The following is a 21605-nucleotide window of genomic DNA, read 5'->3' on the forward strand; positions in this document are numbered from 1 at the left end:
GGGTAGTGGAAGAAGCGGGAGAGGCGGACATGTCGGTGAAGAGCGAGAAGGTAACCTTTACGGGCGCCGGCGGCGACACGCTGGCCGCGCGCCTCGACCTGCCGCGCGGGCGGCCGCGGGCCTATGCGCTCTTCGCGCACTGCTTCACCTGCAACAAGGACATCTTCGCCGCGGCGCGCATCGCGGGCGCCCTGGCGGCGCAGGGCATTGCCGTGCTGCGCTTCGACTTCACCGGCCTGGGCGCCAGCGAAGGCGACTTCGCCAACACCAACTTCTCCTCCAACATCGCCGATCTGCTCTGCGCCGCCGACTACCTGCGCCGGTCTCACGAGGCGCCGAAGCTGCTGATCGGCCACAGCCTGGGCGGGGCGGCGGTCCTCATGGCGGCCGCCCAGGTACCGGAAGCGGTGGCCGTGGCGACCATCGCGGCGCCGGCCGACCCGGCGCACGTCACCGCCCATTTCACCGAGGCGCGCCCGGAGATCGAGGCGGCGGGCGAGGCGGAGGTGCTGCTGGTCGGGCGGCCCTTCCGCATCAAGAAGCAGTTCCTGGAGGACATCGAGCAGCACAAGCTGGAGCGCACGATCGGCGGTCTGCGCAAGGCGCTGATGGTGTTCCACGCGCCGCGCGATGCAACCGTCGGCATCGACAACGCCAGCCGTATCTTCCTGGCTGCCAAGCATCCGAAGAGCTTCGTCTCCCTGGACGATGCCGATCACCTGCTGAGCCGCAAGGCCGACGCCATCTACGTGGCCGACGTACTGGCGGCCTGGGCGGAGCGCTACCTGGGGGCCGGGAAGGCGGCGCCGGACCTGCAGGCCGCCGAGGGCCGGGTGGTGGTGGAGGAGACCGGCGAAGGCAAGTTCACCCAGCGCATCGCCGCCGGGCCGCACCAGCTGCGCGCCGACGAGCCGGAGAGCTATGGCGGCCTGGACAGCGGGCCGTCGCCCTACGACCTGCTGCTGGCCGGGTTGGGCGCCTGCACCTCGATGACCCTCAGGCTCTATGCCGAGCGCAAGGGACTGGCCCTGGACAGGACCCGCGTGACCCTGTCGCACGACAAGATCCACGCCGAGGACTGCGAGACCTGCGAGACCCGGAGCGGCAGGATCGACCGCATCCAGCGAAACATCGAGATCACCGGGCAACTAAGCCCCGAGGAGCGGCAGCGGCTGCTGGAGATTGCCGATAAGTGTCCGGTACACCGGACGCTTGAAAGCGAAATCCTCATCGAGACGAAAGCGGGCGGTCAGAACGGCTAGCCTGCCGTCTTTGCGTCGCTTCTGTTGCAGTGACTGTCGCAAAGCTGCAACTCGCGGGTTTCGGCCAGCGTTAGAGTTTGTTAGGCTTGTCGTTGAAAAGAAACAAAATAAGCCAACGCTTAGCGGCATTCTTTTGCAGAGCGGCAGGGCGGAGAGGCGTTTGAAATACAGGGGAAGCCAGGGGATTGCGGGTGACCGCCGGCCGGCATAGGCGTCTGGCTGCTGCGGTGCGGTTGGGATGTGCGTTGTCGACGCAATTGGCCGTGGCCGGCCATTCCCGGACGGGACCAGGCGGTTTTTGATGATCCCGGAATTCAAGCGAACAAATACGCGTGCCTCGGTATACCGTGCAGATGCTGCGGTCGGGATTTGAGCGGGGCAGAGACGCGGGGAGTCATGAGAAGCGGCCGATTGACTTGCTGAGACGCGGGGCAATCACGCCAAAGGAAATCTCACAGGGAGACCTAAAGCAATGACGAAGAAAAACGAACTGGAAACCATCAACGGGAAACCGTTGCATCCGGGCGTGAAGGACCTCTGCGACCAGTATGAAGAGGGCAAGATGGATCGGCGCGAGTTCGTGCGCCTCGCCGCCTTCCTGGGTGTCTCCGCAGCCTCGGCCTATGCCTTCGCCGGCGATCCGACCGGCGGCGGCCTGGTGCAGGAAGCCGCGGCTCAGACGCCGAAGAAGGGCGGCACCCTGCGCGTCGCCATGCAGGTGCAGGAGATGGTCGACCCGGCGACCTACGACTGGACCCAGAAGTCCAACCAGTCGCGTCACGTCATCGAGTACTTGAGCATCACCGGCCCGGACAACATCACGCGGCCGTACCTGGCTGAGAGCTGGGAAGCCTCCGACGATCTGAAGACCTGGACCTTCAAGCTGCGCCAGGGCGTCAAGTGGAGCAACGGCGACGACTTCAATGCCGACGACGTGGTGTTCAACTTCACCCGTTGGCTCGATCCCGCGACCGGCTCTTCCAACCTCGGTCTCTTCTCCGCCATGACGGAGGAATACGACACCGGCGAGAAGAACGAGGACGGCACCGCGAAGATGGGCAAGCGCATGACCAAGGGGGCCGTCGAGAAGGTCGACGACCACACCGTGCGCCTGCATCTGAACTCGGCCGTGCTGTCGATGCCGGAAAACCTCTACAACTACCCGACTGCCATCGTGCATCGGAACTTCACCAAAGACGGCGGCGACTTCTCCAAGAACCCCATTGGCACCGGCCCCTTCGAACTGGTCAAGTTCACCGTCGGCGAGGAGTGCGTGCTGCGCCGGCGCAGCGAGCCCTATTGGGGCGGCGAAGTCTATCTGGACGAGATCCGCTACATCGACACCGGCGAGGATGACTCCGCGGCCATCGCCGCTCTTGCCTCGGGCCAGGTCGATGCTATCTACCGCCTCGGCATCCCGACCCTGGAAATTGCCGAGCGCATTCCCGGCGTCGTGGTCTCCCAGGCCGTGACCGCCCAGACCGGCGTCATCCGGATGAACGTCAACAACGCGCCTTTCGACAACAAGAAGGTGCGTCAGGCCATGGTGTTGGCTTCTGACAACGCCCAGAATCTGAAGCTCGCGCACCGCGGCATGGGCTCGGTGGGCGAGAACCATCACGTGGCTGAGATTCACCCCGAGTACGCCAAGTTGCCGCCGCTCAAGCGCAATATCGACATGGCCAGGGGGCTGCTGGCCGAGGCCGGCCATCCGAACGGCATCGAGGTGACCTGCAACGTCGGTAACACCGACGGCACCTGGGAACAGGATTCCGTTCAGGTGCTGAAGGAGAACGCGGCCGAGGCCGGCATCAACATCACCATCAACGTGATGCCCTCGGCGCAGTACTGGGAAGTCTGGGACAAGGCGCCCTTCAGCCTGACTTCCTGGACGCACCGTCCGCTCGGCACCATGGTGCTGAGCCTGGCCTATCGCAGCGGTGTGCCCTGGAACGAGTCCGGCTACAACAATCCGGAGTTCGACGCGGCGCTTGACAAGGCCGAGTCCATTCTCGACGTCGCCAAGCGCCGGGAACAGATGGCCGTGGTCGAGAAAATTCTCCAGGACGACGCCATCATGGTGCAGCCCTTCTTCCGCTCCGTCTTCACTGCGGCGAAGGACAACGTCAAAGGCTATCAGACCCATCCGACCCGTTATCACCAGTTCAACAGCGTCTGGTTGGCCTGAACATGAAGGGGCCGCAGTACGGGGGGTGCTGCGGCCCTTAATCTTTTACTGTGGCGGGTTCCCTGCCGCCGGCTCTGCGACGTCGCCTCGACGAAGGGGCGGCCGGAAGAGCGATAACAAGGCCGTAAGCGCAATGCGGGGACGGGAAGGCTAGTTCGCGATGCTGATATTTATGGTTCGGCGGTTCGGCACCATGGCCCTGACCATGCTCGTCGTATCGATCCTGGTTTTCCTGCTGCTCGAGATAAACGTGGAGAGCGTCGCCACGAAAGTTCTGGGGCCCTACACCTCGCAGGAACAGCGTGAACTCTGGCTGGAGCGCAACGGCTATACCGACCCGGCGATCTGGCGCTACCTGCGCTGGCTGGGGAACTTCGTCGTTGGCGACTTCGGCGATTCCGTCCGCTTCAAGGTGCCGGTCAGCGATGTGCTGTGGCCGCGCCTGGCGAACACTGCTATTCTGGGCGGTATCGCGCTGTTCATCGCCTCGATCATCGGCCTGACGCTGGGCGTCATCGCCGGCATGCGCGAAGGCGGAGCCCGCGACCGCGGCGTCTCAGTGGGCGCGGTCCTGACGACCTCCGTGCCGGAGTTCGCCAGCGCGGTCTTCCTGTCGGGTCTCCTCGTCTTTACCTGGCCGGTTCTGCCGGGAACCAGCGGCATGGCCGACGGTTTTGATTTGGTTCAACTCGTCTTGCCGGTGATGGTGCTGGTGATCTACGACTGGGGCTACGTGGCGCGCATGACCCGGGCGTCGATGGCCGAGGTCATGATGACGCACTACATACGCACGGCCGTCCTCAAGGGCTTGCCCTACGGGCAGGTCATCCGCAAGCACGCCTTGCGCAACGCGCTGATCGCGCCCTTCACCGTCATCATGCTGCAGATCAACTGGCTGCTCTCCGGCGTCATCGTCGTCGAGGTGGCCTTCGCCTACAAAGGCTTCGGCAGCCTGCTCTACGAAGCCTCGCTGAACAGCGACATCTATCTCATCGAAGCCTGTGCCATGGTGGCCGTCTTCGTGGCCGTGATGACCCAGACCCTGGCGGATATCGGCTACACCTACCTCAATCCCCGTATCCGCTTCAGCTAGGAGGGCGCGCCATGACCGACCAAGCCGTTTCCGTGCCGCGCCGCGAATCTCCGCTGCTGCGTTTCGTCAAGGGGCTCGCCCTGATCCGCGAAAGCTGGGTCGGGATGATCGGCCTCGGGATCATCGTCTTCTGGTCGCTGGTGGCGATCTTCGCCGACATCCTGGCGCCCTTTCCGCCGAACCAGCCAGGCCTGCCGCTGGCGCCGCCCGGATCGGCGTCGCTCGACGGCCTGGGCGTCTATTGGCTGGGCACGGACCAGCTCGGCCGCGACACGCTCTCGCGGATCATCCACGGCTCACGCCAGGTCCTGCTCTATGCGCCTCTGGCGACCTTCTGCGCCTACTTCGTGGGCATCCCCATGGGGCTGGCCGCCGGCTACCGCCGGGGGCTGACGGACGATGTGCTCTCCTTCATCGCCAACGTCATTCTCTCGTTTCCCGTGCTGGTGCTCTACATCATCATCATCGCCACCATTGGCGCATCGGGATCGAACATCGTGATCGCGGTGACCTTCGCTTCCGCCCCGGGCGTCATGCGTATCGTGCGCGGCCTGGTGCTGGACCTGCGCAATCGCGAGTACGTCTTCGCCGCCGAGACCCGCGGCGAGTCGGCCTGGCGCATCATGCTGGTGGAGATCCTGCCCAATGCCCGCGGCCCGCTGATCGTCGACGCCTGCCTGCGCCTGGGCTACGTGGTGATCACCATCGGGACCCTGGGCTTCCTCGGCCTCGGCCTGCCGCCGCCCGATCCCGACTGGGGCGGCATGGTCTCAGAGCTCAGGCAGTTCGCCATCGTCGATCCCATGCTCGCGGTCTTCCCCTGCATCGCGATTTCCTCGCTGGTGCTGGGATTCAACCTGCTGGCCGACGGCCTGCGCGAAGTTTCGCTGCGCGATTAGAGGAGAGGGCAATGTCGAGCCAAAGCCACAGCTTCGACGGTCCGGTCCTGGAGTGTCGGGATCTCTGCATCTCCTACTTCACCCGGGCCGGTGAGATCCCCGCCGTCATCGATTTCAACATGACCCTGGAGCAGGGGGGAAGCATCGGCCTGGTCGGCGAGTCCGGCTGCGGCAAGTCCACCGTCGCCATGGCGATTATGCGCTACCTCGGCGGCAACGGCGCCATTGTCGGCGGTCAGGTCCTCTACAAGGGCCGCGACATGGCGACCTTCAGCGAGGAAGAGCTGCGTCAGCTGCGCGGCAACGAGATCGCCATGGTCTACCAGGAGCCTATGGCCTCGCTGAACCCCTCCATGACGTTGGGCGCGCAGCTCATGGAGGTGCCGCTGTGCCACGAGAACATCACCGAGGAGGAGGCCTACAAGCGCTCCCGCCAGATGCTGGCCGACGTGAACCTGCCGGACCCGGACCGTATCATGTCGGTCTATCCGCACCAGATCTCCGGCGGCCAGCAGCAGCGCGTGGTCATCGCCATGGCGCTGCTGTCCAATCCCTCGCTGCTGCTGCTGGACGAGCCGACCACGGCGCTGGACGTGACGGTGGAGGCGGGCATCATCGAGCTGATCGGCCAGATTGCCCGGAAGTTCAACACCTCCATGGTCTACATCTCGCACAACCTGGGCCTCATCCTCGAGACCTGCGACCGGGTCAACGTGATGTATTCCGGCGTGGTGGTCGAGAGCGGCACGGTGACCGAGGTCTTCGACCACATGCGTCACCCCTATACCAAGGGCCTCTTCGGCTGCATCCCGCTGCCGGGCGCGGACAAGACGGCGCGGCCCCTGGTGCCGATCCGCGGCCAGCTGCCGCTGCCGCACCAGCGCCCGTCGGGCTGCTACTTCGGGCCGCGTTGCGATTTCTTCCAGGGCGGCCTCTGCGACCGCGATGACCTGACCATGACCCAGGTGCCCAACGAGCCGGGGCACGACGTGCGCTGCCGGCGCTGGCAGGAGATCGACTGGGACAGCTACCACCCCGAAGGCGTCGGCGCCGGCGAGACGCAGGCCGGCGAGGTGGTGCTCTCCATCAACAACATGAAGAAGTACTACGAGCTGACCGACAACTCGATCGCCGCCATGATCACCGGCAAGCGGGTGCGCTACGTGAAGGCCAACGAGAGCATCTCCTTCGATGCGCGCTCCTGCGAGACGGTGGCCATCGTCGGCGAGTCCGGCTGCGGCAAGTCGACCTTCGCCAAGGTGCTGATGGGCCTGGAGACGGCGACCGACGGCAAGGTGGTGTTCAACGGCAAGGACATCTCGCAGGAGGAAGTGCAGAACCGCACGCCTGAGCAGGTCGGCTCCATGCAGATGATCTTCCAGAACCCCTTCGACACCCTCAATCCCAGCCACACGGTCGGGGCCCAGTTGGCGCGGGTCATCCGCAAGTTCGGCGTCGAGTCCAACAAGGACAGGATCGAGCAGCGGGTCATGGAACTGCTGGACCTGGTCAAGCTGCCGCGCGAGTTCGCGCGGCGCCGGCCGCGCCAGCTCTCCGGCGGCCAGAAGCAGCGCGTCGGCATCGCCCGGGCCTTCGCCGGCAACCCGACCACGGTGGTGGCCGACGAGCCCGTCTCGGCCTTGGATGTCTCGGTCCAGGCGGCGGTCACCGGCCTGCTGATGGACATCCAGAAGACCTATCGCACGACCCTGATCTTCATCAGCCACGACCTCAGCCTGGTGCGCTACCTTGCCGACCGCGTCGTGGTGATGTACCTGGGCCACATCGTCGAGCAGGGCACTACCGACGACGTCTTCGCGCCGCCCTACCATCCCTATACCGAGGCGCTGCTCTCGGCGGTGCCGATCGCCGACACTTCGGTAGAGAAGACCCGGATCATCCTGGAGGGCAACCTGCCTTCGGTGACCAACCCGCCGACCGGCTGCGTCTTCAACACCCGCTGTCCGCGCAAGATCGGCTCGGTCTGCGAAACCGAGGTTCCTCCTGTGGTGGAACCGACGCCGGGCCACCAGATCGCCTGTCACCTTTCGATGGAAGACCTGCGTCAGATGAAACCGGTGATCGTAATGGCCGAGGATGCGGCGCCGCCGGCCGCGGAATAGGGCGGTCTCCCTGGGCACAGGGTCCCTGGCGCTTCCGGTCTACCGCCTTTGTGTCGGGCCCCTGGGGCTTTGCGACGCTTGCCGCGAAGCCTGTCCGGTCGTACCTTCGGCGTCATGAAAGCGGCGGAGTCATTAACCATAGCGCGTGTTCCCGGCGCCCTCGGCAGGCGTCCCGGAATCGGAACCAGGGCCCTGGTCCTGGTTCTGGCGTCCCTGATTCTGGGCGGCTGCACGATCGAGGTAGGGCCGCCGCCGGAATCGGATCCTCCCCTGGTGCCGCAGAAGGCGAAAGCCCCGCCGCCCCCGCCCCAACCGACCGAGCCGCAGCCCTGGTCCCGGGATCTGGACCTTGAATCCGGCCCGACACAGATCGACGAAGATCAGTTGGCCGAGGGGCTGGTCGCCAGCGATAGCGGTGTGCTCTACAGCAGCGAGCGCCTGACCTACGAATCCGCCTTCAACGACGAAACGCCGAAGAGCGAGGCAGAGCGTGCCCGCGAACGTGCCAGGGCGCGGGCGGAGGCGGCCGGCAGGCCGGCGCCGCCGCAGGTGGCCTCCGCGCCGGTCGAAGAGGTAAGCGCGCAGAATCTGCCCCCGATCGGGGAAGCCGCGGCGGCTGAATCTGAAGGGACGCCGGCGCCTGGCAAGCGGGACTGGCGCAAGTCGCGTCTGCCCCCGCCGCCGAAGTTCCCGCCCCTGCCACCGGAAGGGGCTGCGGCCTCGCAGCCGGGGGAGGCGGAGGTGGCCGCCGAGGCGGTCGAGGCGCCCGAGGGGCCTGAGGCCGCAACGAAGGAAGCGCCAGCCCGTGAAGCCATTCTGCCGGAAACCGCGTTGGGACCGGCGGAGCCGCCGGCCGGCGAGCCTGCCGCTGCCGAGGCGACGGTCGTGGAGCTGGTCGCCGCGGAGCAGATCGCGGCCGTGGCGCCGGCGGCAGAAGCTGCAGCGCCGGAGGAGGCGGCGGCCTTCGCCGCCGAGGCATGGGAAGCGCCCGCCGGGACCATCCTGGTCCAGGTTTCGGCGGTCGAGAAAAAGGAACATGTCGTCGAGGAGTGGCAGCGCCTGCGGGCCCGCTATCCGCAGGTTCTGAAGCCCCTGAGGCTGGTCGTCGAGGAGGCCAAGCTGGGCGACCGCGGCGTCTTCTACCGCGTCCAGGCCGGGGCCTTCGGCACAGAGGAAGGCGCGACGGCGGCCTGCGGCAGCCTTATCGACGCCGGACAGGCCTGTTTCGTGGTGGTGCGCTGAGGCGTCGGGGCGGCGCTCCGGTGGGCGCCGGCGTCAGTGGGTGACGCGGATCTCGCTGTCGGTGACGGCGGCGAAAGGTATCCGAAGGGCGACCAGCTTCCATTCCGGTCCGCGGCCTTCCGCCCAGTGGCGGAACTGCTGCTTGGCCCGGTGGACGACCTCTTCCTCGGTCTGCTCGTGCGCAGAGATGACCTGCTGGTAGATTTCCAGGTGAATCTGGTGCTCTTCGTCATCCAGCTGGAGTTTTACGTCGTACTTCGGCACGGAAGGACGCTCCGGTATTGCTTGCAATCGACCTCCGCAAGGCTACGGCATGACCTCTTTCCCTTTCGTTAACCGCTGCGGTTCGCCCTAAAGTAGAGTATGGTTAATGGCGTGTTAAGATGCAGAGATCCTTGGGATACCTGTGCCATAGGGTGAATTCTCCGCTGTAATAGCAGTTAATACCGCTATAATCGCACCAGACTGGGTGAGTTAGGACAGCTCTATGGACGGTCTGAAGCGCTTGGGACCAGAGGGAGCGCCGACAGGTGAGGGGGAGAGCCCCGAGCTGGGCCAGTTGGCCGGCGATGCCTTCGAACATCTTCCGGTCGCCGTGGCTTTGGGCCTGCTGCGCGAAGGAGCCTGCGAACCGGAACTCCTGTACGGCAACGGCGCCTTCGCACGCCTGTTCGGCGGCCGGCTTCCGTCGGTCCTGCCCAGCCACCTGGGCGATCTGACGGCGCAAGCGCGTTCGGCGCTGGAACAGCGCCGGGCGGCCGGCCGCTTCACCGCCGGCGAGGCCTTTTCCGAGACCCTGACCCTGACTGTGCCGGAGGGCGGGACGGCTCTGCTGAGCTGCCAGTGGGTCCCCCTGTCGCTGACGTCGGTGGAGGGGCGGTATTGGAGCGCGACGCTGAGCGTCCAGGCGCCGGAGAGCCGCAACGAGGGGGCCCTGCACAGCAGTGCCGACCGCCTGGCCGCGATCTTCGAGTACTCGCCGGTCGATATCTGCCTGAAGGATGCCCAGGGACGCTATCTGCAGGTCAGCAAGCGCTTTGAGGAGCTATACGGCGTCACCAACGAGCAGGTTCGGGGCAAACTACCCATCGACATGGGAGTCGATCCGGTCTGGGCGGAGCAGGTGACCTGCGCCGACAGGACGGTGGCTGAGACGTGCAAGCCCCTGGCCTACGAGGAAACCATTCCCCTGCACCAGGGGGCCGTCGAGGGTTTCACGGTCAAGTTCCCGCTGATCGATGCGACCGGTGAACTGCAGGGCATCGGCACCATCTGCACCGACATAACCGAGCGCAAGGAGGCCGAACGGGCCCTGGCGCGCAGCGAGCGCGAGGCCGCACGCTCCAAGGCGCTGCTCTCGGAGGCGATCGAGAGCATGACCGACGGCTTCGTCTGGTTTGACAGCGAAGGCCGCCTGGTGCTCTGCAATCAGAAATATTGCGATCTCTATCCCAAGCTCGCCGGCGAGCTGACGGCGGGTGCGGCCTATTCAGACCTCATGAAGATCGCCTTCGACCGCGACCAGTTCACGGTCCTGGCCGGGTCGGAAGAAGTGAACGGCGACGCGGCGGTCGCCCATATCTTCCGCAAGCATCCCACCTTCCGCACCAAGACCAGTGAGGGACGCTGGATCGAGGCCCGCAATCACCCCCTGGAGACAGGCGGTTTCATCGGCATCCGCTTCGATGTGACCGAGCAGGTTGCGGCAGAGGACGCCTTGAAGGAAAGCGAACAGCGCTTCAAGGACTTCGCCCAGTCCGGCCCCGGCGGCTTCTGGGAGATGGATGAGAGCCTGCGGCTATCCTCCTTCCTGGATGTCCAGACCGAGGCCGGGCGCTCGCGCCCGACGGCGGGCGAGGCAACCGGACGGACCCTTTGGGGGCTCTTCGCGGCGGATGTCGTGGGCGACCAGTACTGGCGGCGCCTGCGCCGGGACCTGGAGGGGCGGCGGCCGATCAAGGATCTGCGCGCGGCCTTCGTCAGCGACGATGGCGAGCGCTTCTATTGGCGCATCAACGGAAAGCCCTATTACGACCGCACCGGCCGCTTTCGGGGCTATCGTGGGGTCGCGGAGGACGAGAGCGCCGAAATCAAGGCGCGCCAGCGGGCCGAGGCGGCGGAAGAGCGCCTGATCGACGCCATCGAGTCCATCTCCGGCGGCTTCGCCCTCTTTGACTCCGAAGACCGACTGGTGCTCTGCAATCAGACCTATCGCAGCCGCGCTTTCGATCAAGGCCGGCACATCTACCCCGGAGCCACCTTCGAGGAGATCGCCCGCGTCAATGCCGGCGAGGGCTGCATCATGGGGTTGGCCGGCGAGGACGAGAAGGAGGACTGGGTGCGGCGGCGCCTGCGCGCCCACCAGGCCGCGGACGGCAATTTCGAGATCACCTGGAACGACGGGCGCGTCTACCAGATGACCGAGCGGCGCACGCACGACGGTGGCGTCGCCAGCGTCTCCACCGATATCACCGAGCTCAAGCGGGCGCGGGAACTCGCGGAGCAGGCGAACCAGGCGAAGACGCGCTTCCTGGCGGCGGCCAGCCACGACCTGCGCCAGCCCCTGCATGCCATCGAGCTCTTCGTCGCGGCGCTGGAGGCGACGGTCAGCGACGAGGAAACCCACAGCATCATCGGCGACCTGCGCGAGGCGTCCAATGCGGCGGGGCGCCTGCTCAACGCCATGCAGGACGTCTCGGAGCTGGAGAGCGGTAAGCTGGAAGGCCGCTTCATGCAGTTTCCGGTGCAGCAGCTGCTGGACCGCATGGTCCGGGTTTACGGTCCCCAGGCGCGCGAGCGGGGCCTGGAGCTCAAGATGGTGCCATCCAGCCAGGTCGTCTTCAGCGACCCCAACCTGCTGGAGCGGATCCTTGGGAACCTGCTGTCGAACGCGGTGCGCTACACGCCCTCCGGGCGGGTCCTGCTCGGCTGCCGCCGACGGCGCGACAAGCTGCGTATCGAGGTCTGGGACACCGGCCTGGGCATTCCGGAAGGCGAGAAGCAAAGGATCTTTGAGGAGTTCCACCAGCTCGACAACCCGGCGCGCGAACGCCAGCGGGGGATCGGTCTCGGCCTGTCCATCGTCCGGCGGCTGGCGAACATCTTGGGACACGAGATCTTCCTGCATTCGGTGCGCGGGCAGGGCAGCGTCTTTGCCGTTCAACTGGACCAGACCGGGAAGTCCGTCGACTTGTCCCGGCGGGGCGCCGGGCGGCGCCGGGCGAGCATGAAGTCGAACGCCACGGTCCTGGTCATCGACGACGATCGCCAGGTGCGCAAGGGCATGATCCGCGCCCTCGAGTCCTGGGGCTGCCGCGTGGAGGCGGCGGGCGACTACGACACTGCGGCGGATATCGTCACCGCCGCGCCCGATGCCTTCGACCTGATCATTGCCGACTACCGCCTGCCCGCCGCCTGCAACGGCGTGCGCGCGGCCGGACGTCTGCGGGTCCTCTGCAAGCGCATGGTGCCGGTATTGATCGTCACCGCCGACCAGGGTGAGGAGGAAATGCGGGAGATCACCGGGCAGGGCTTTCCCGCACTGCAGAAGCCGGTCGACCCGGAAGCCTTGGCCCTTGCCGTAAGCAGCCTGCTCGAGGACTTTTCGGTGTCGGAGCCGGAGGTGTCCTAAGTAGCGTTGCGGCGCCGGGGAGCCGGATGAGCAGCTCCTCTGGAGGGGCAGCCGGATCGGCCTGCCGCGCTCGCCGGTGCCGTAGGCCGGCTACATCTTGCTGAGGGCGTCGATCGTGCGCAGGATGGCGGGGCCGATCAGCACCACGAAGAGCGGCGGCAGGATGAAGACGATCATCGGCACCGTCAGCAGGGCCGGCAGGCGCGCCGCCTTTTCCTCGGCCTTCATGGCGCGTTCCTCACGCGATTCCGCCGAGAGAACGCGGAGCGACTGGGCCAGCGGCGTACCGTAGCGCTCGGCCTGAATGAGGGTGCCGACCATGCCGCGCAACACCGAGAGATCGGTGCGCTTGGCGAGGTTCTGCATGGCGGTGCGGCGATCCGGCAGGAAACCGAGTTCCAGGCCCGTGAGGCCGAACTCGTCCGACAGCTCCGGCGAAGTCTTTTCCATTTCGTCCGAGACGCGCATCAGCGTTGCGTCCAGGCTGAGGCCGGCTTCGGCGCAGATGACCATGAGGTCGAGGGCGTCGGGCAGCGACTTGCGGATGGCCTCTCGGCGTTTGGACGACTGGTTGTAGACCAGCAGGTCCGGCAGGTAGGCGCCGAGGACCGTGATTCCCAGAGCGGTGCAGGCCTTGGTGACGGGCTGCAGGTGGTAGGCATCCAGGCCGTAGAGCATGAATACTGCGAGGCCGCCGCAGACAAAGGGCAGGGAGAACTTGAAGAAGAAGAAGCGAACCAGCGCGTCCTTGCTACGCCAGCCGGCGCGCAACAGTTTCTCAGAAACCTTGTTGGCCTGGGTACTGCGCAGCAGTTTCAGCCGCTCCACGACCTGGCGCATGACGGTCATGCTGCCCATGTGGGCCTCGCGCCGCCGCGGCGCCATGACGCCCACGCGCATATCCTGGCGCTGCTTGGCGATCATGATGGCGCGTTTTGCCGCGGTGTCCCGATGCAGCAGGGCGAACCAGACGGCCAGGCTGCTGACCAGCACGGACAGTGATGTCATGATGACCAGCATGTCCTCGACCGACATGCCGGGAGGGAGCAGATCGTCGAAGGTCATATCTCGAACTTCACCATCTTGTACATGACGCCGATCCCGATGGCGAAGCTGGTGAAGCCGATGCCGACCAGGAACATGCCGCGGGGGTCGATCCAGAGCTCCGAGATGTAGCCCGGATTGATCAGGTAGATGAGGATCGCCATGATGAAGGGCAGGGAACCGATGATGTAGGCACTGGCCTTCGCTTCGGAGGACAGGGCCTTGATTTTCAGCTTCAACTGGCGTCGGCGGCGAAGCACGTCGGACAGGTTGGCCAGGGTCTCGGCCAGATTACCGCCGGTCTCCGACTGGATCGCCAGGGCAATGGTGAAGAAGTTGAACTCCTGGATATCCAGGCGCCGCGAGGTCTCCCAGAGGGCTTCCTCCAGCTTGGCGCCCAGGCGCACGGAATCGGTGACATTCTGCAGCTCGGTGCCGACCGGGGCGACGATCTCCGCACCGGCGGTGCGGATGGACTCGGTGATTGGCAGGCCGGAGCGCAGGCCGCGGACCATGAGGTCGATGGCCTCTGGAAAATTGGCGATGAACTTGCTGCGCCGGCGCCTGACCAGGAAGCCGACGATGGCGTGGGGCAGCAGAACCGCAGCCAGCAGGCCGACCAGGGTGCTCAGCAGCAGCGGCGCGGTGTTGGTGAACTTCAGGATGCCGAAGACGAACAGCCCCAGCAGCAGCGACATGAGCACGTAGTTGCCGAGCGTGAGATTGAGACCGGCGCTGGCCAGGCGCAGGCGCAGCTTCTCGGGTCGTGGGACCAGGTGCTTGATGAGGTTGTCGAGGAGGGGGATGCCGCTGTCGCCGCTGGCGCGGCGAATGGAGATGATCTCCTCAGGCGTCATCTGCGGCGCATTGCTTTCCTTTACGCGGCTGATGCGCCGGCGCGTCTGCTTCGCGGTGCCGTTGCCGCCGAAGAACAGCAGGAACAGCACCAGGGTGCCGAAGGCCGGAAGACTGATCAGCAGCCATTCGATGGGCACCGAGCCGAGCTGCAGAGGAAGCTCTACGTTCATCCCATGGCCTCGAGCAGCGGCTTGTCCAGGCTGAAGTAGGCGGCCTTGGGCGTGAAGTGCGGCCGCAGGCCGGAGGACTTGTAATTGCCCAGCAGCAGGCCGTCCTTGCCTTCGCCTTGGAACTCGTAGGTGAAGAGGTTCTGGGTGGTGATGATCTCGCCTTCCATGCCGACGATCTCTTCCACGTGGGTCACGCGGCGCATGCCGTCACGCATACGCGACACCTGGACGATCATGTCGATGGCCGAGGCGATCTGCGTTCGCACCGCCTTGGCGGGCAGGTTGATGCCGGCCAGGCCGATCATGTTCTCCAGGCGGGTCAGGGCTTCGCGCGGGCGGTTGGCGTGAAGCGTGCCGAGGGAACCGTCATGGCCCGTGTTCATGGCCTGCAGCATGTCCACGGCTTCGGCGCCACGTACCTCACCCAAGATGATTCGGTCCGGGCGCATACGCAGGGAGTTCTTCACCAGATCGCGCATGGTGATCTCGCCGCTGCCTTCCAGATTTGGCGGGCGCGTTTCCAGGCGCACCACGTGGGGCTGCTGCAGCTGAAGTTCGGCCGCGTCCTCGATGGTGACGATACGTTCGCCGGGATCGATCAGCTGCGACATGGCGTTCAGCAGGGTGGTCTTACCCGAACCCGTACCGCCGGAGATCAGGATGTTGAGCCGGCTGCGGGCGGCGATCTTCATCACCGTGGCCATGGCCGGCGAAATGTTGTTCTGCCGCTGCATCACGTCCAGCGTGATGCCCTTCTTGGAGAACTTACGAATGGAGATCGAGGGACCGTCGATCGCCAAGGGCGGAATGATGATGTTGACGCGGCTGCCGTCCATGAGGCGTGCGTCGACCAGCGGCGTCGTTTCGTCGACGCGACGGCCGATCTGAGAGACGATGCGCCGGGCAATGTTCAGTACGTGCTCGTCGTTCTGGAAGGTGACGTCGGTCAGCTCCAGCTTGCCGCGGCGCTCCACATAGACCTGCTTCGGCCCGTTGACCATGATGTCGGTCACCGCCTCGTCGGCCAACAGCGGCTCCAGTGGGCCGAGGCCCAGCATGTCGTCGAGCATAATATCGACGATGGACTGCTGCTCGGGTCCGTTGAGGTTCAATTTCTCGTCGACGACGATTTCGCGGACGATTTCGCCGATCTGGCGGGTCAGGTCCTCGCGCGGAAGCTGCGAGGCCGCCGAGACGTCCAGGCGCTCCATCACCAGGGGATGGACCTTGTTCTTGGCGGCGGTGACGGTCGGGCTGTGCGAGGTGGCCTTTGTCCTGTCCTGGCCTTCGGGCGGCGTGACGGCGCCCGGCTGGGCCTGCGGAACCGGCGCGCTGTCCATCAGTTCCTGGCGCTCTTCCGGCTGCATGGCGTTGCACTGAAGCAGCCAATCGATCAGGCCGGTGACGAGCTTGCGCCGCTGCAGCAGGCCCAGCTTGGTGCCGCTGCGTTCAATTTCGTAGGTGAGCAGGTTGCCGATGCGCAGCGCCAGTTCCGGGCGCGGGATGCTGGACAGGTCGTCGTCGCCAAAGAGAGAGAGAACCTTAGGCTGCAGCTGCCGGCGATAGGCGTCGAGGCTCTCGTCCGAGACCCCTTGCTCGCTCGCGGCGGGCTCTTTGTCTTCGTTGATAACCCCCGCCACGGCTGTCAGCCCTTCTTAAAGAGGCCGAAGAGCCCCGACTTCTTCTTCTTCGCCGGGGCGGCCTTCTTGTCTGCGCCCTTGCCGCGCTTCATCTTGACCTTGCCCTTGGCCTTGGATTTAGCCTTGTCGGGGTCGTCGTCCTGCTCGGGCAGATGGAATTCGCCGACGAATTTCCGCAGCGCCTTGCAGACCTTGGCCCGGGAGTTGGTCTGGGCCAGCGGCTTGCCGGTGTTGGCGGCGGTGTTGAAGACCTTGGGCTCGTCGGGCAGCACCAGGTCGACCTTATGCTCCAGGGCCTTCTGGAAGTCCTTGAGCTGCATGGCCTGCTTGGGGCCCATGGCGCGGTTGGCGACGACGCGCAGCGGTGTATCCGGAGCTACTTCGCGGATGCCCCGCAGCAGGCGCAGGGAGTCGCGCAGGCCACCGAGGGACAGCTCGGTGACGAGGACAATCTCGGTCGCCGCCTCGAAGACGCGCCGGCGGACCGCGTAGGAGGCGCGGGGCACATCGACGACGATGGTTTCATTGATGCGGCCCAGGGCCTCGAAGAGGGCGTCCACGGCGTTGGGATTGTACTGGACCTCGGAGGTCAAATTCTCCTCGGTCGCCATGATCGAGAGGTGCTCGGTCAGCTTGGCGGTGGCGCTGGCGATGAACAGGCCGTCGACGCGCGCCGGGTTCTCCAGAGCCTCGCGCAGGCCGCGCGTCGGCTCGAGGTCCAGGGCCAGGGCGATGGTCCCGAACTCCAGGTCCAGGTCCACCAGCGCCGTCTTGTACTTGCGCTCCTCGCTGAGGATCCAGGCGAGGTTGAGGGCGACCGTGCTGGCACCGACGCCGCCGCGCGAGCCGATGACGGCGATGCGCGCCTTCTGATCCGCCGCGTTCTCGGGCTGGTGATTGCTGTGCTGAGACTCCTCGGTCCGGTTGAGGGCCGAGGCGAGAGCTTTCTCCGTCACCGGCTTTACCAGGTAATCGCTGGCGCCGGAGTCTACGATCTCGCGGTAGACCGCGATGTCGTTGACGCTGCCGATGCCGATGACTTTGGTGCCGTCCGGCACGGCCGCGGTGAGCGACAGCATGGCGGTCTGCGGAGAGACGGCTTCCGAGACGTCGACGATCAGCAGGGCGGGCGGCACGGTCCCGGCCAGGTACTCGATGGCCTGGTTCGGGCCGCCGTCGCGCACCAACGGTTCGGCGAAGTATTCGTTCAGTACGGAAGCAACCACCGAGTGCGTCTGGTTGTCGCCGACGAATGCTACGCATTCGGCGGCAATCGACTCAGCCGGGTTCTGGTCCAAGATGCGATCCGCCACGCTCATTTAGAGTTGGTATCCTCTTCCTGAAGCGGCTCATCCTTGCCCACGCGATAGCGCAGGACGGACATGCCGTGGCGCTCGGCATCAGCCGGCTCCAGCACGCGGCCGCGTTCCAGATCGGCTGGATCCGCGACCATGACGCCGAGGTTGTAGGCATTCGAGCAGCCAAATCCGCGATTGAAGTCGGGCGTATTGGGCTCCAGCGGCTGCGGCTGGTCGCAGTCCGGCAGGATGGCCATGACCTTGGTCACCGTCAGGCCGACTTCGCCGTCGTCCAGGGGGGCCACACGGGCTTCCGCCGTGGTCGCCAGCGCGCTTTGGTAGCCACGGTCGGCCAGCACCAGCCGCACCGCCTCCAGGCGCTGCAGCGTCAGCCTGTCGAACGTCGCCGGAGCGCCGACGCTGTCCGCTACGCTGAGCCCGATCAGGCTGTTCGGGGTGGGCTCGGACTCCGCAAGCAGGCGGTCGATGGCCCGCCGCGCCCTGCGGTCCAGGACCGCGCCGTCGCCGGCGAAGGAGACGCGCTGCTCAAAGATGATGGTCTCGGCCTGGTTCTCCGGCGTGGCCGGGATCTGCTGCCATTTGCCGTTGTAGAATACGGTGTTGATGGCGTCGGCGACCTTTTGCGCGCCGGGATCACGGTCCGGGTCGCCGGCGCAGCCCGCGGTGGCCAGGCCCAGGCAGAAGAGGGCGCTCAGACGGGTTTTCTTGTGGCTCAGCATCGCAGCGTCCCTAGTCCAGAATGAAGCCGGTGTTCTTGGGGGCACCGCCCAGGCTCGACGCCTGCGCGGGATCGACCGGCACCGTTCGCCGGGTCGGGCCCTCGTCGTTCTTGGCCACCGGCGGCGTGCGATACGGCTCGAGCGGCGTCCGCATCTGGTCGGCGTCGACCGGGCGCACGATGAAGGGGGTGACGATGATCACCAGTTCCGTCTCATTGCGCTGGAAGCGGTCGCTATTGAACAGGGCGCCAATGATCGGCAGGTCGCCCAGGCCCGGGATCTTGTGATTCTCCTGGCGGGTGTTGTCCTGGATCAGGCCGGCGATGGCGAAGCTCTGGCCGGAAGACAGTTCAACGGTGGTTTCGGCGCGGCGCGTCGTCAGCGAGGGGATCGACAAGCCGCCGGCGATTACCTGAACCGCGGTGGAAAGCTGGCTGACCTCCGGACGAACCCGCATGGAAACGCGGCCGCGGCCCAGCAGGGTCGGGGTGAAGGCCAGGCTGACGCCGAACTGCTTGAATTGGACGGTGATCGTGTCTTCGTCCTGGGAGACCGGGATCGGGAACTCGCCGCCGGCCAGGAAGCTGGCGGTTTCGCCGGACACGGCCGTCAGGTTCGGCTCGGCGAGGATCGTCACCAGGTTGTCGTCGGCCAGGGCGTCAATCAGGCCGTCGATCGAGACGTCGCCGATGTTGCCACCGCCGAAGATGGCGTTGACGCCGGCCGTCGGCGGGAAGGACTGCAGGCCCAGCTGGAAAGCGCCGTCGTACAGGACGTCCCAGTTGAAGCCGAATTGGTTGATGACCTCGCGAGAGACCTCGGCAATGCGCACCCTCAGGTTCACCTGGTTTGGCGCCGTGAGCGCCAGGCGGTTGATGACCTCGCCGCCCTCGCCGACGAAACGGGCCGCCAGGCGGCGGGCGTTCTCGGCCTCGGTGGCGGTCTCGACGCTGCCGGAGAGGATGATCGCACCGTCCACCGAAGAGGCGGCGACCAGCCCGTTGGGCACCAACTGGTTCAGCGCCGACTGCAGGCGCTTGAGGCTGTGGGTCACGTTCACCTGGACGTTGGCGATGACGTTGTCGTTGTTGTCCAGGGCGAAAAGCGTAGTCGTGCCGACCGCCTTGCCGAAGAGATAGAGCAGGCGATCGGACTTGGCGCTGACATCGGCAATGCCGGGGTTGGCGATGAAGACCGACGCCATGCCGCGGTCAAGGCGCAGCAACTGGCCTTCACCGATCTCGATCGCAATCGGATCGCCGTTGGTCGGCACGGCGCGTCCCTGCAGGGCCGCCTGTCCGTTCACCGGCAGGAGGCTGACCGACAGCACAATGGCGGCGGCAAGCCAAATCCTTGAAATCATGCGCATAACGATACCCATTCCTAGAAGCGCTGCTCCTGGACCTCATTACCACGGGTAATGTTAACAACCTTCTTATTGCCGCCCTGCTGTCCGCTACGCATGCCGACCAGACGGCTGACTTCGGTGTCCCAGGTATAGGTGTGGCCACGCTCGGGATCCGGCTCTTCCAGCGACTCTTCCTGGCTGCTGGTGAGGCGTTCCAGTTCTTCCTCGTCCTTGGCCAGGCTGCGCAGGCTGATGGACAGGATGCCCAACTCGCGCACCACAGTGAGCATTTCCGTCTGCTTGGGCGTGACCTCGAGCGTGAAGTTCTTGGCGTAGCTCGGCTCGTTCTTGTCCTCATCGACCGTCTGGTCGATGGCCAGGACGCGTACGTTTTCAAGCACCGTTTCGCTGGCCCGCCGCTCTACGGCCTCGGCGCCGGTGCGGTCCACGATGGTATGTGTCAAAATGATGTCAATCCGGTCACCCGGGAACACCAGGCCGCTGACGCCGGACGTGGCGTTCACGCGGATGGCCATGGCGCGATAGCCGGGGCGCAGGACAGCGGCCAGAAAGCCGCGCTCGCCCGGGCGGATGACGCGCTTCGGCGTGATCGGCTCGCCGGCAGTGAAGCCGCGCCGGACGACGGCGCCGTAGAAGGCGTCGATCTTGAACTCTTCGTCGGTGATGTATTCTTCGGGAATCTCGTCATCGGGCCAGTTCTGCCAGCGCAACTGGTCTTCCTGAATGAACACGCCGGTCGGCAGCGAGATCTTGGCGACCAGGACCATCACACCCTTGGGTGCGGGTGCCTGCTGGGCGACCGCGACGGGCTGCGCGCGCTGGCTCTCGAGCCAGCTGCGGGCGACGAAGGTCGTGACGACCGTGATCAGCAGAGCCGCCGCGATAAGAATGATGTTTCTGAGTGACATGGATCAGTCCTCCGAGGCGCCGCGGGCTGAACGCAGCCTGGCGCCATAGCCGGTACCTCCGGCAACGGTGAGGGTGTCGACCACCTGGCGCATGCTCTAGACCCTCGCCAAGAGCTGCAGCGCCACAAAAAGGCCGCCGACCGCAATGGCGACGGCGTAGGGCATCGGTTGCTTGGACGCTTTCAGATCCCGCGACGCGTAGAGCAGGTTCGCGGGAACCGTCGTGCGTTTGAACCTGTGGTTCAGCCACAGGCCGCCGGCCATGATGCCGCCGGCAACCGCCGTGTAGAACAGCATCGCCATGAACCAGGTGGGACCGGCCCAAAGCGTGACGGCCGCGAACAACTTCACGTCGCCGCCGCCGCAGAGCCGCAGAGTGAACAGCAGAAAGCCGACGCCGAAAGCCACGGCGCCATAGATAAGCCCGCCCATCCATTCCACGTTACCGCCGGAAGCGATGACGTAGGACGGGTAGAGGGCCAGCAGCGCGAGGCTGTAGCGATTGGGCACCCGGAAGTGCTTCCAGTCGCTGGCCGCGGCCGCGATCAGCAGGCCGGAAAAGGCCAGGATCGTAAAACGCGCAGTGGCGTCAGAAAAATCCATTACTCAACCTTTCGGGCAAACTCCGCTGCGGCCGGCGCGATATCGCATAAATCACACAGGCCGCCCGAAAGAAGATAGGGCCCGGGACATCGCCCCGGGCCCTACCATCATTGAGCTGAGTTCGACGGACCGGTTGGGCCGCCGCTCTACTCCGGTTAGGTACCTTGGGCGTTGGCCGCCGCATCGCTCAGCTCGTTGGACACGACGCCGAAGATGCTTTCCAGGGACCCACCGAGGGACTGCAGGGCCGCGATGGCAGCCACAGAAACCAGAGCGGCGATCAGGCCATACTCGATAGCCGTCGCACCGGACTCGTCAGAAAGAAAAGTTTTGATCGTTTCGAACATGATTGCGACCTCCTATGCACGCATATCCAAGACGGATAATCCCCTCTCCGTATTAACAAACAGTAAAATACGCAGTCTTTGTTCTGCACGGGATGAAAAATAAAGAATAGAGAGCAAGATGTTATTCAACTAATACTTTATTAAATTGAATGTATAATTGGCTAAAATTTGGTTTATCCTGCTTCAGGTC

The 21605-nt window shown here is 65.4% G+C and carries 17 protein-coding genes; 7 read left to right on the plus strand and 10 right to left on the minus strand.

Annotation, left to right across the window (positions count from 1 at the left end):
- The first annotated feature begins 29 nt into the window (after window positions 1–29).
- The 6 genes from H7X47_RS19805 (at window position 30) to H7X47_RS19830 (ending at window position 8807) form a co-directional block, all read left to right on the plus strand.
- Entirely contained in the window at window positions 30–1262 is a 1233-nt protein-coding gene (locus H7X47_RS19805; protein WP_227010648.1) for a bifunctional alpha/beta hydrolase/OsmC family protein, read from the plus strand.
- A gap of 472 nt (window positions 1263–1734) precedes the next feature.
- A complete protein-coding gene (locus H7X47_RS19810; protein ID WP_193370484.1) occupies window positions 1735–3450 on the plus strand; it encodes an ABC transporter substrate-binding protein in 1716 nt (571 codons plus the stop codon).
- Between the two features lie 160 nt (window positions 3451–3610).
- Entirely contained in the window at window positions 3611–4543 is a 933-nt protein-coding gene (locus H7X47_RS19815; RefSeq protein ID WP_193370485.1) for an ABC transporter permease, read from the plus strand.
- 11 nt (window positions 4544–4554) lie between these two features.
- Window positions 4555–5442: an ABC transporter permease gene (locus H7X47_RS19820; RefSeq protein ID WP_193370486.1), complete on the plus strand. Its 888-nt coding sequence runs from the start codon at window positions 4555–4557 to the stop codon at window positions 5440–5442.
- Between the two features lie 11 nt (window positions 5443–5453).
- On the plus strand, window positions 5454–7565 hold the full coding sequence (locus H7X47_RS19825; RefSeq protein WP_193370487.1) for an ABC transporter ATP-binding protein: 2112 nt from the start codon (window positions 5454–5456) through the stop codon (window positions 7563–7565).
- A gap of 273 nt (window positions 7566–7838) precedes the next feature.
- Window positions 7839–8807, plus strand: a complete 969-nt coding sequence (locus tag H7X47_RS19830; protein WP_193370488.1) for an SPOR domain-containing protein — start codon at window positions 7839–7841, stop codon at window positions 8805–8807.
- A 33-nt stretch (window positions 8808–8840) separates the two neighbouring features.
- Here the strand turns inward: H7X47_RS19830 and H7X47_RS19835 are convergent, their stop codons facing one another.
- Entirely contained in the window at window positions 8841–9071 is a 231-nt protein-coding gene (locus H7X47_RS19835; protein ID WP_193370489.1) for a hypothetical protein, read from the minus strand.
- Between the two features lie 223 nt (window positions 9072–9294).
- Between H7X47_RS19835 and H7X47_RS19840 the strand changes: the two genes are divergently transcribed.
- Window positions 9295–12438 carry a PAS domain-containing hybrid sensor histidine kinase/response regulator gene (locus H7X47_RS19840; protein ID WP_193370490.1) on the plus strand — a complete coding sequence of 1048 codons (3144 nt, stop codon included), beginning with the start codon at window positions 9295–9297 and terminating at the stop codon, window positions 12436–12438.
- Between the two features lie 90 nt (window positions 12439–12528).
- On the opposite strand, the gene H7X47_RS19845 is transcribed toward H7X47_RS19840, so the two are convergent.
- The 9 genes from H7X47_RS19845 to H7X47_RS19885 all read right to left on the minus strand — a co-directional run bounded on the left by H7X47_RS19845 (window position 12529) and on the right by H7X47_RS19885 (window position 21415).
- Window positions 12529–13503, minus strand: coding sequence for a type II secretion system F family protein (locus H7X47_RS19845; RefSeq protein WP_193370491.1), 975 nt, complete (start codon window positions 13501–13503; stop codon window positions 12529–12531).
- Window positions 13500–14510 carry a type II secretion system F family protein gene (locus tag H7X47_RS19850; protein ID WP_193370492.1) on the minus strand — a complete coding sequence of 337 codons (1011 nt, stop codon included), beginning with the start codon at window positions 14508–14510 and terminating at the stop codon, window positions 13500–13502. Before H7X47_RS19850 ends, H7X47_RS19845 begins: the two co-directional genes overlap by 4 nt.
- On the minus strand, window positions 14507–16150 hold the full coding sequence (locus H7X47_RS19855) for a TadA family conjugal transfer-associated ATPase (protein ID WP_319633643.1): 1644 nt from the start codon (window positions 16148–16150) through the stop codon (window positions 14507–14509). Before H7X47_RS19855 ends, H7X47_RS19850 begins: the two co-directional genes overlap by 4 nt.
- A gap of 5 nt (window positions 16151–16155) precedes the next feature.
- Window positions 16156–17469, minus strand: coding sequence for a CpaE/TadZ family protein (locus H7X47_RS19860; RefSeq protein WP_193370493.1), 1314 nt, complete (start codon window positions 17467–17469; stop codon window positions 16156–16158).
- Window positions 17466–18188 carry a CpaD family pilus assembly lipoprotein gene (locus H7X47_RS19865; protein ID WP_193370494.1) on the minus strand — a complete coding sequence of 241 codons (723 nt, stop codon included), beginning with the start codon at window positions 18186–18188 and terminating at the stop codon, window positions 17466–17468. Before H7X47_RS19865 ends, H7X47_RS19860 begins: the two co-directional genes overlap by 4 nt.
- Window positions 18189–18198: 10 nt before the next feature.
- Window positions 18199–19551: a type II and III secretion system protein family protein gene (locus H7X47_RS19870; RefSeq protein WP_193370495.1), complete on the minus strand. Its 1353-nt coding sequence runs from the start codon at window positions 19549–19551 to the stop codon at window positions 18199–18201.
- 20 nt (window positions 19552–19571) lie between these two features.
- Window positions 19572–20465, minus strand: a complete 894-nt coding sequence (gene cpaB, locus H7X47_RS19875) for a Flp pilus assembly protein CpaB (RefSeq protein ID WP_193370496.1) — start codon at window positions 20463–20465, stop codon at window positions 19572–19574.
- Window positions 20466–20561: 96 nt separating this feature from the next.
- Window positions 20562–21068 (minus strand): A24 family peptidase, encoded by a 507-nt coding sequence (locus H7X47_RS19880; RefSeq protein WP_193370497.1) that lies wholly within the window; start codon window positions 21066–21068, stop codon window positions 20562–20564.
- A gap of 155 nt (window positions 21069–21223) precedes the next feature.
- Window positions 21224–21415: a Flp family type IVb pilin gene (locus H7X47_RS19885; RefSeq protein WP_193370498.1), complete on the minus strand. Its 192-nt coding sequence runs from the start codon at window positions 21413–21415 to the stop codon at window positions 21224–21226.
- Between the last annotated feature and the right edge of the window lie 190 nt (window positions 21416–21605).

This window comes from Pelagibius marinus (assembly GCF_014925385.1).
Lineage (GTDB): Bacteria > Pseudomonadota > Alphaproteobacteria > Kiloniellales > Kiloniellaceae > Pelagibius > Pelagibius marinus.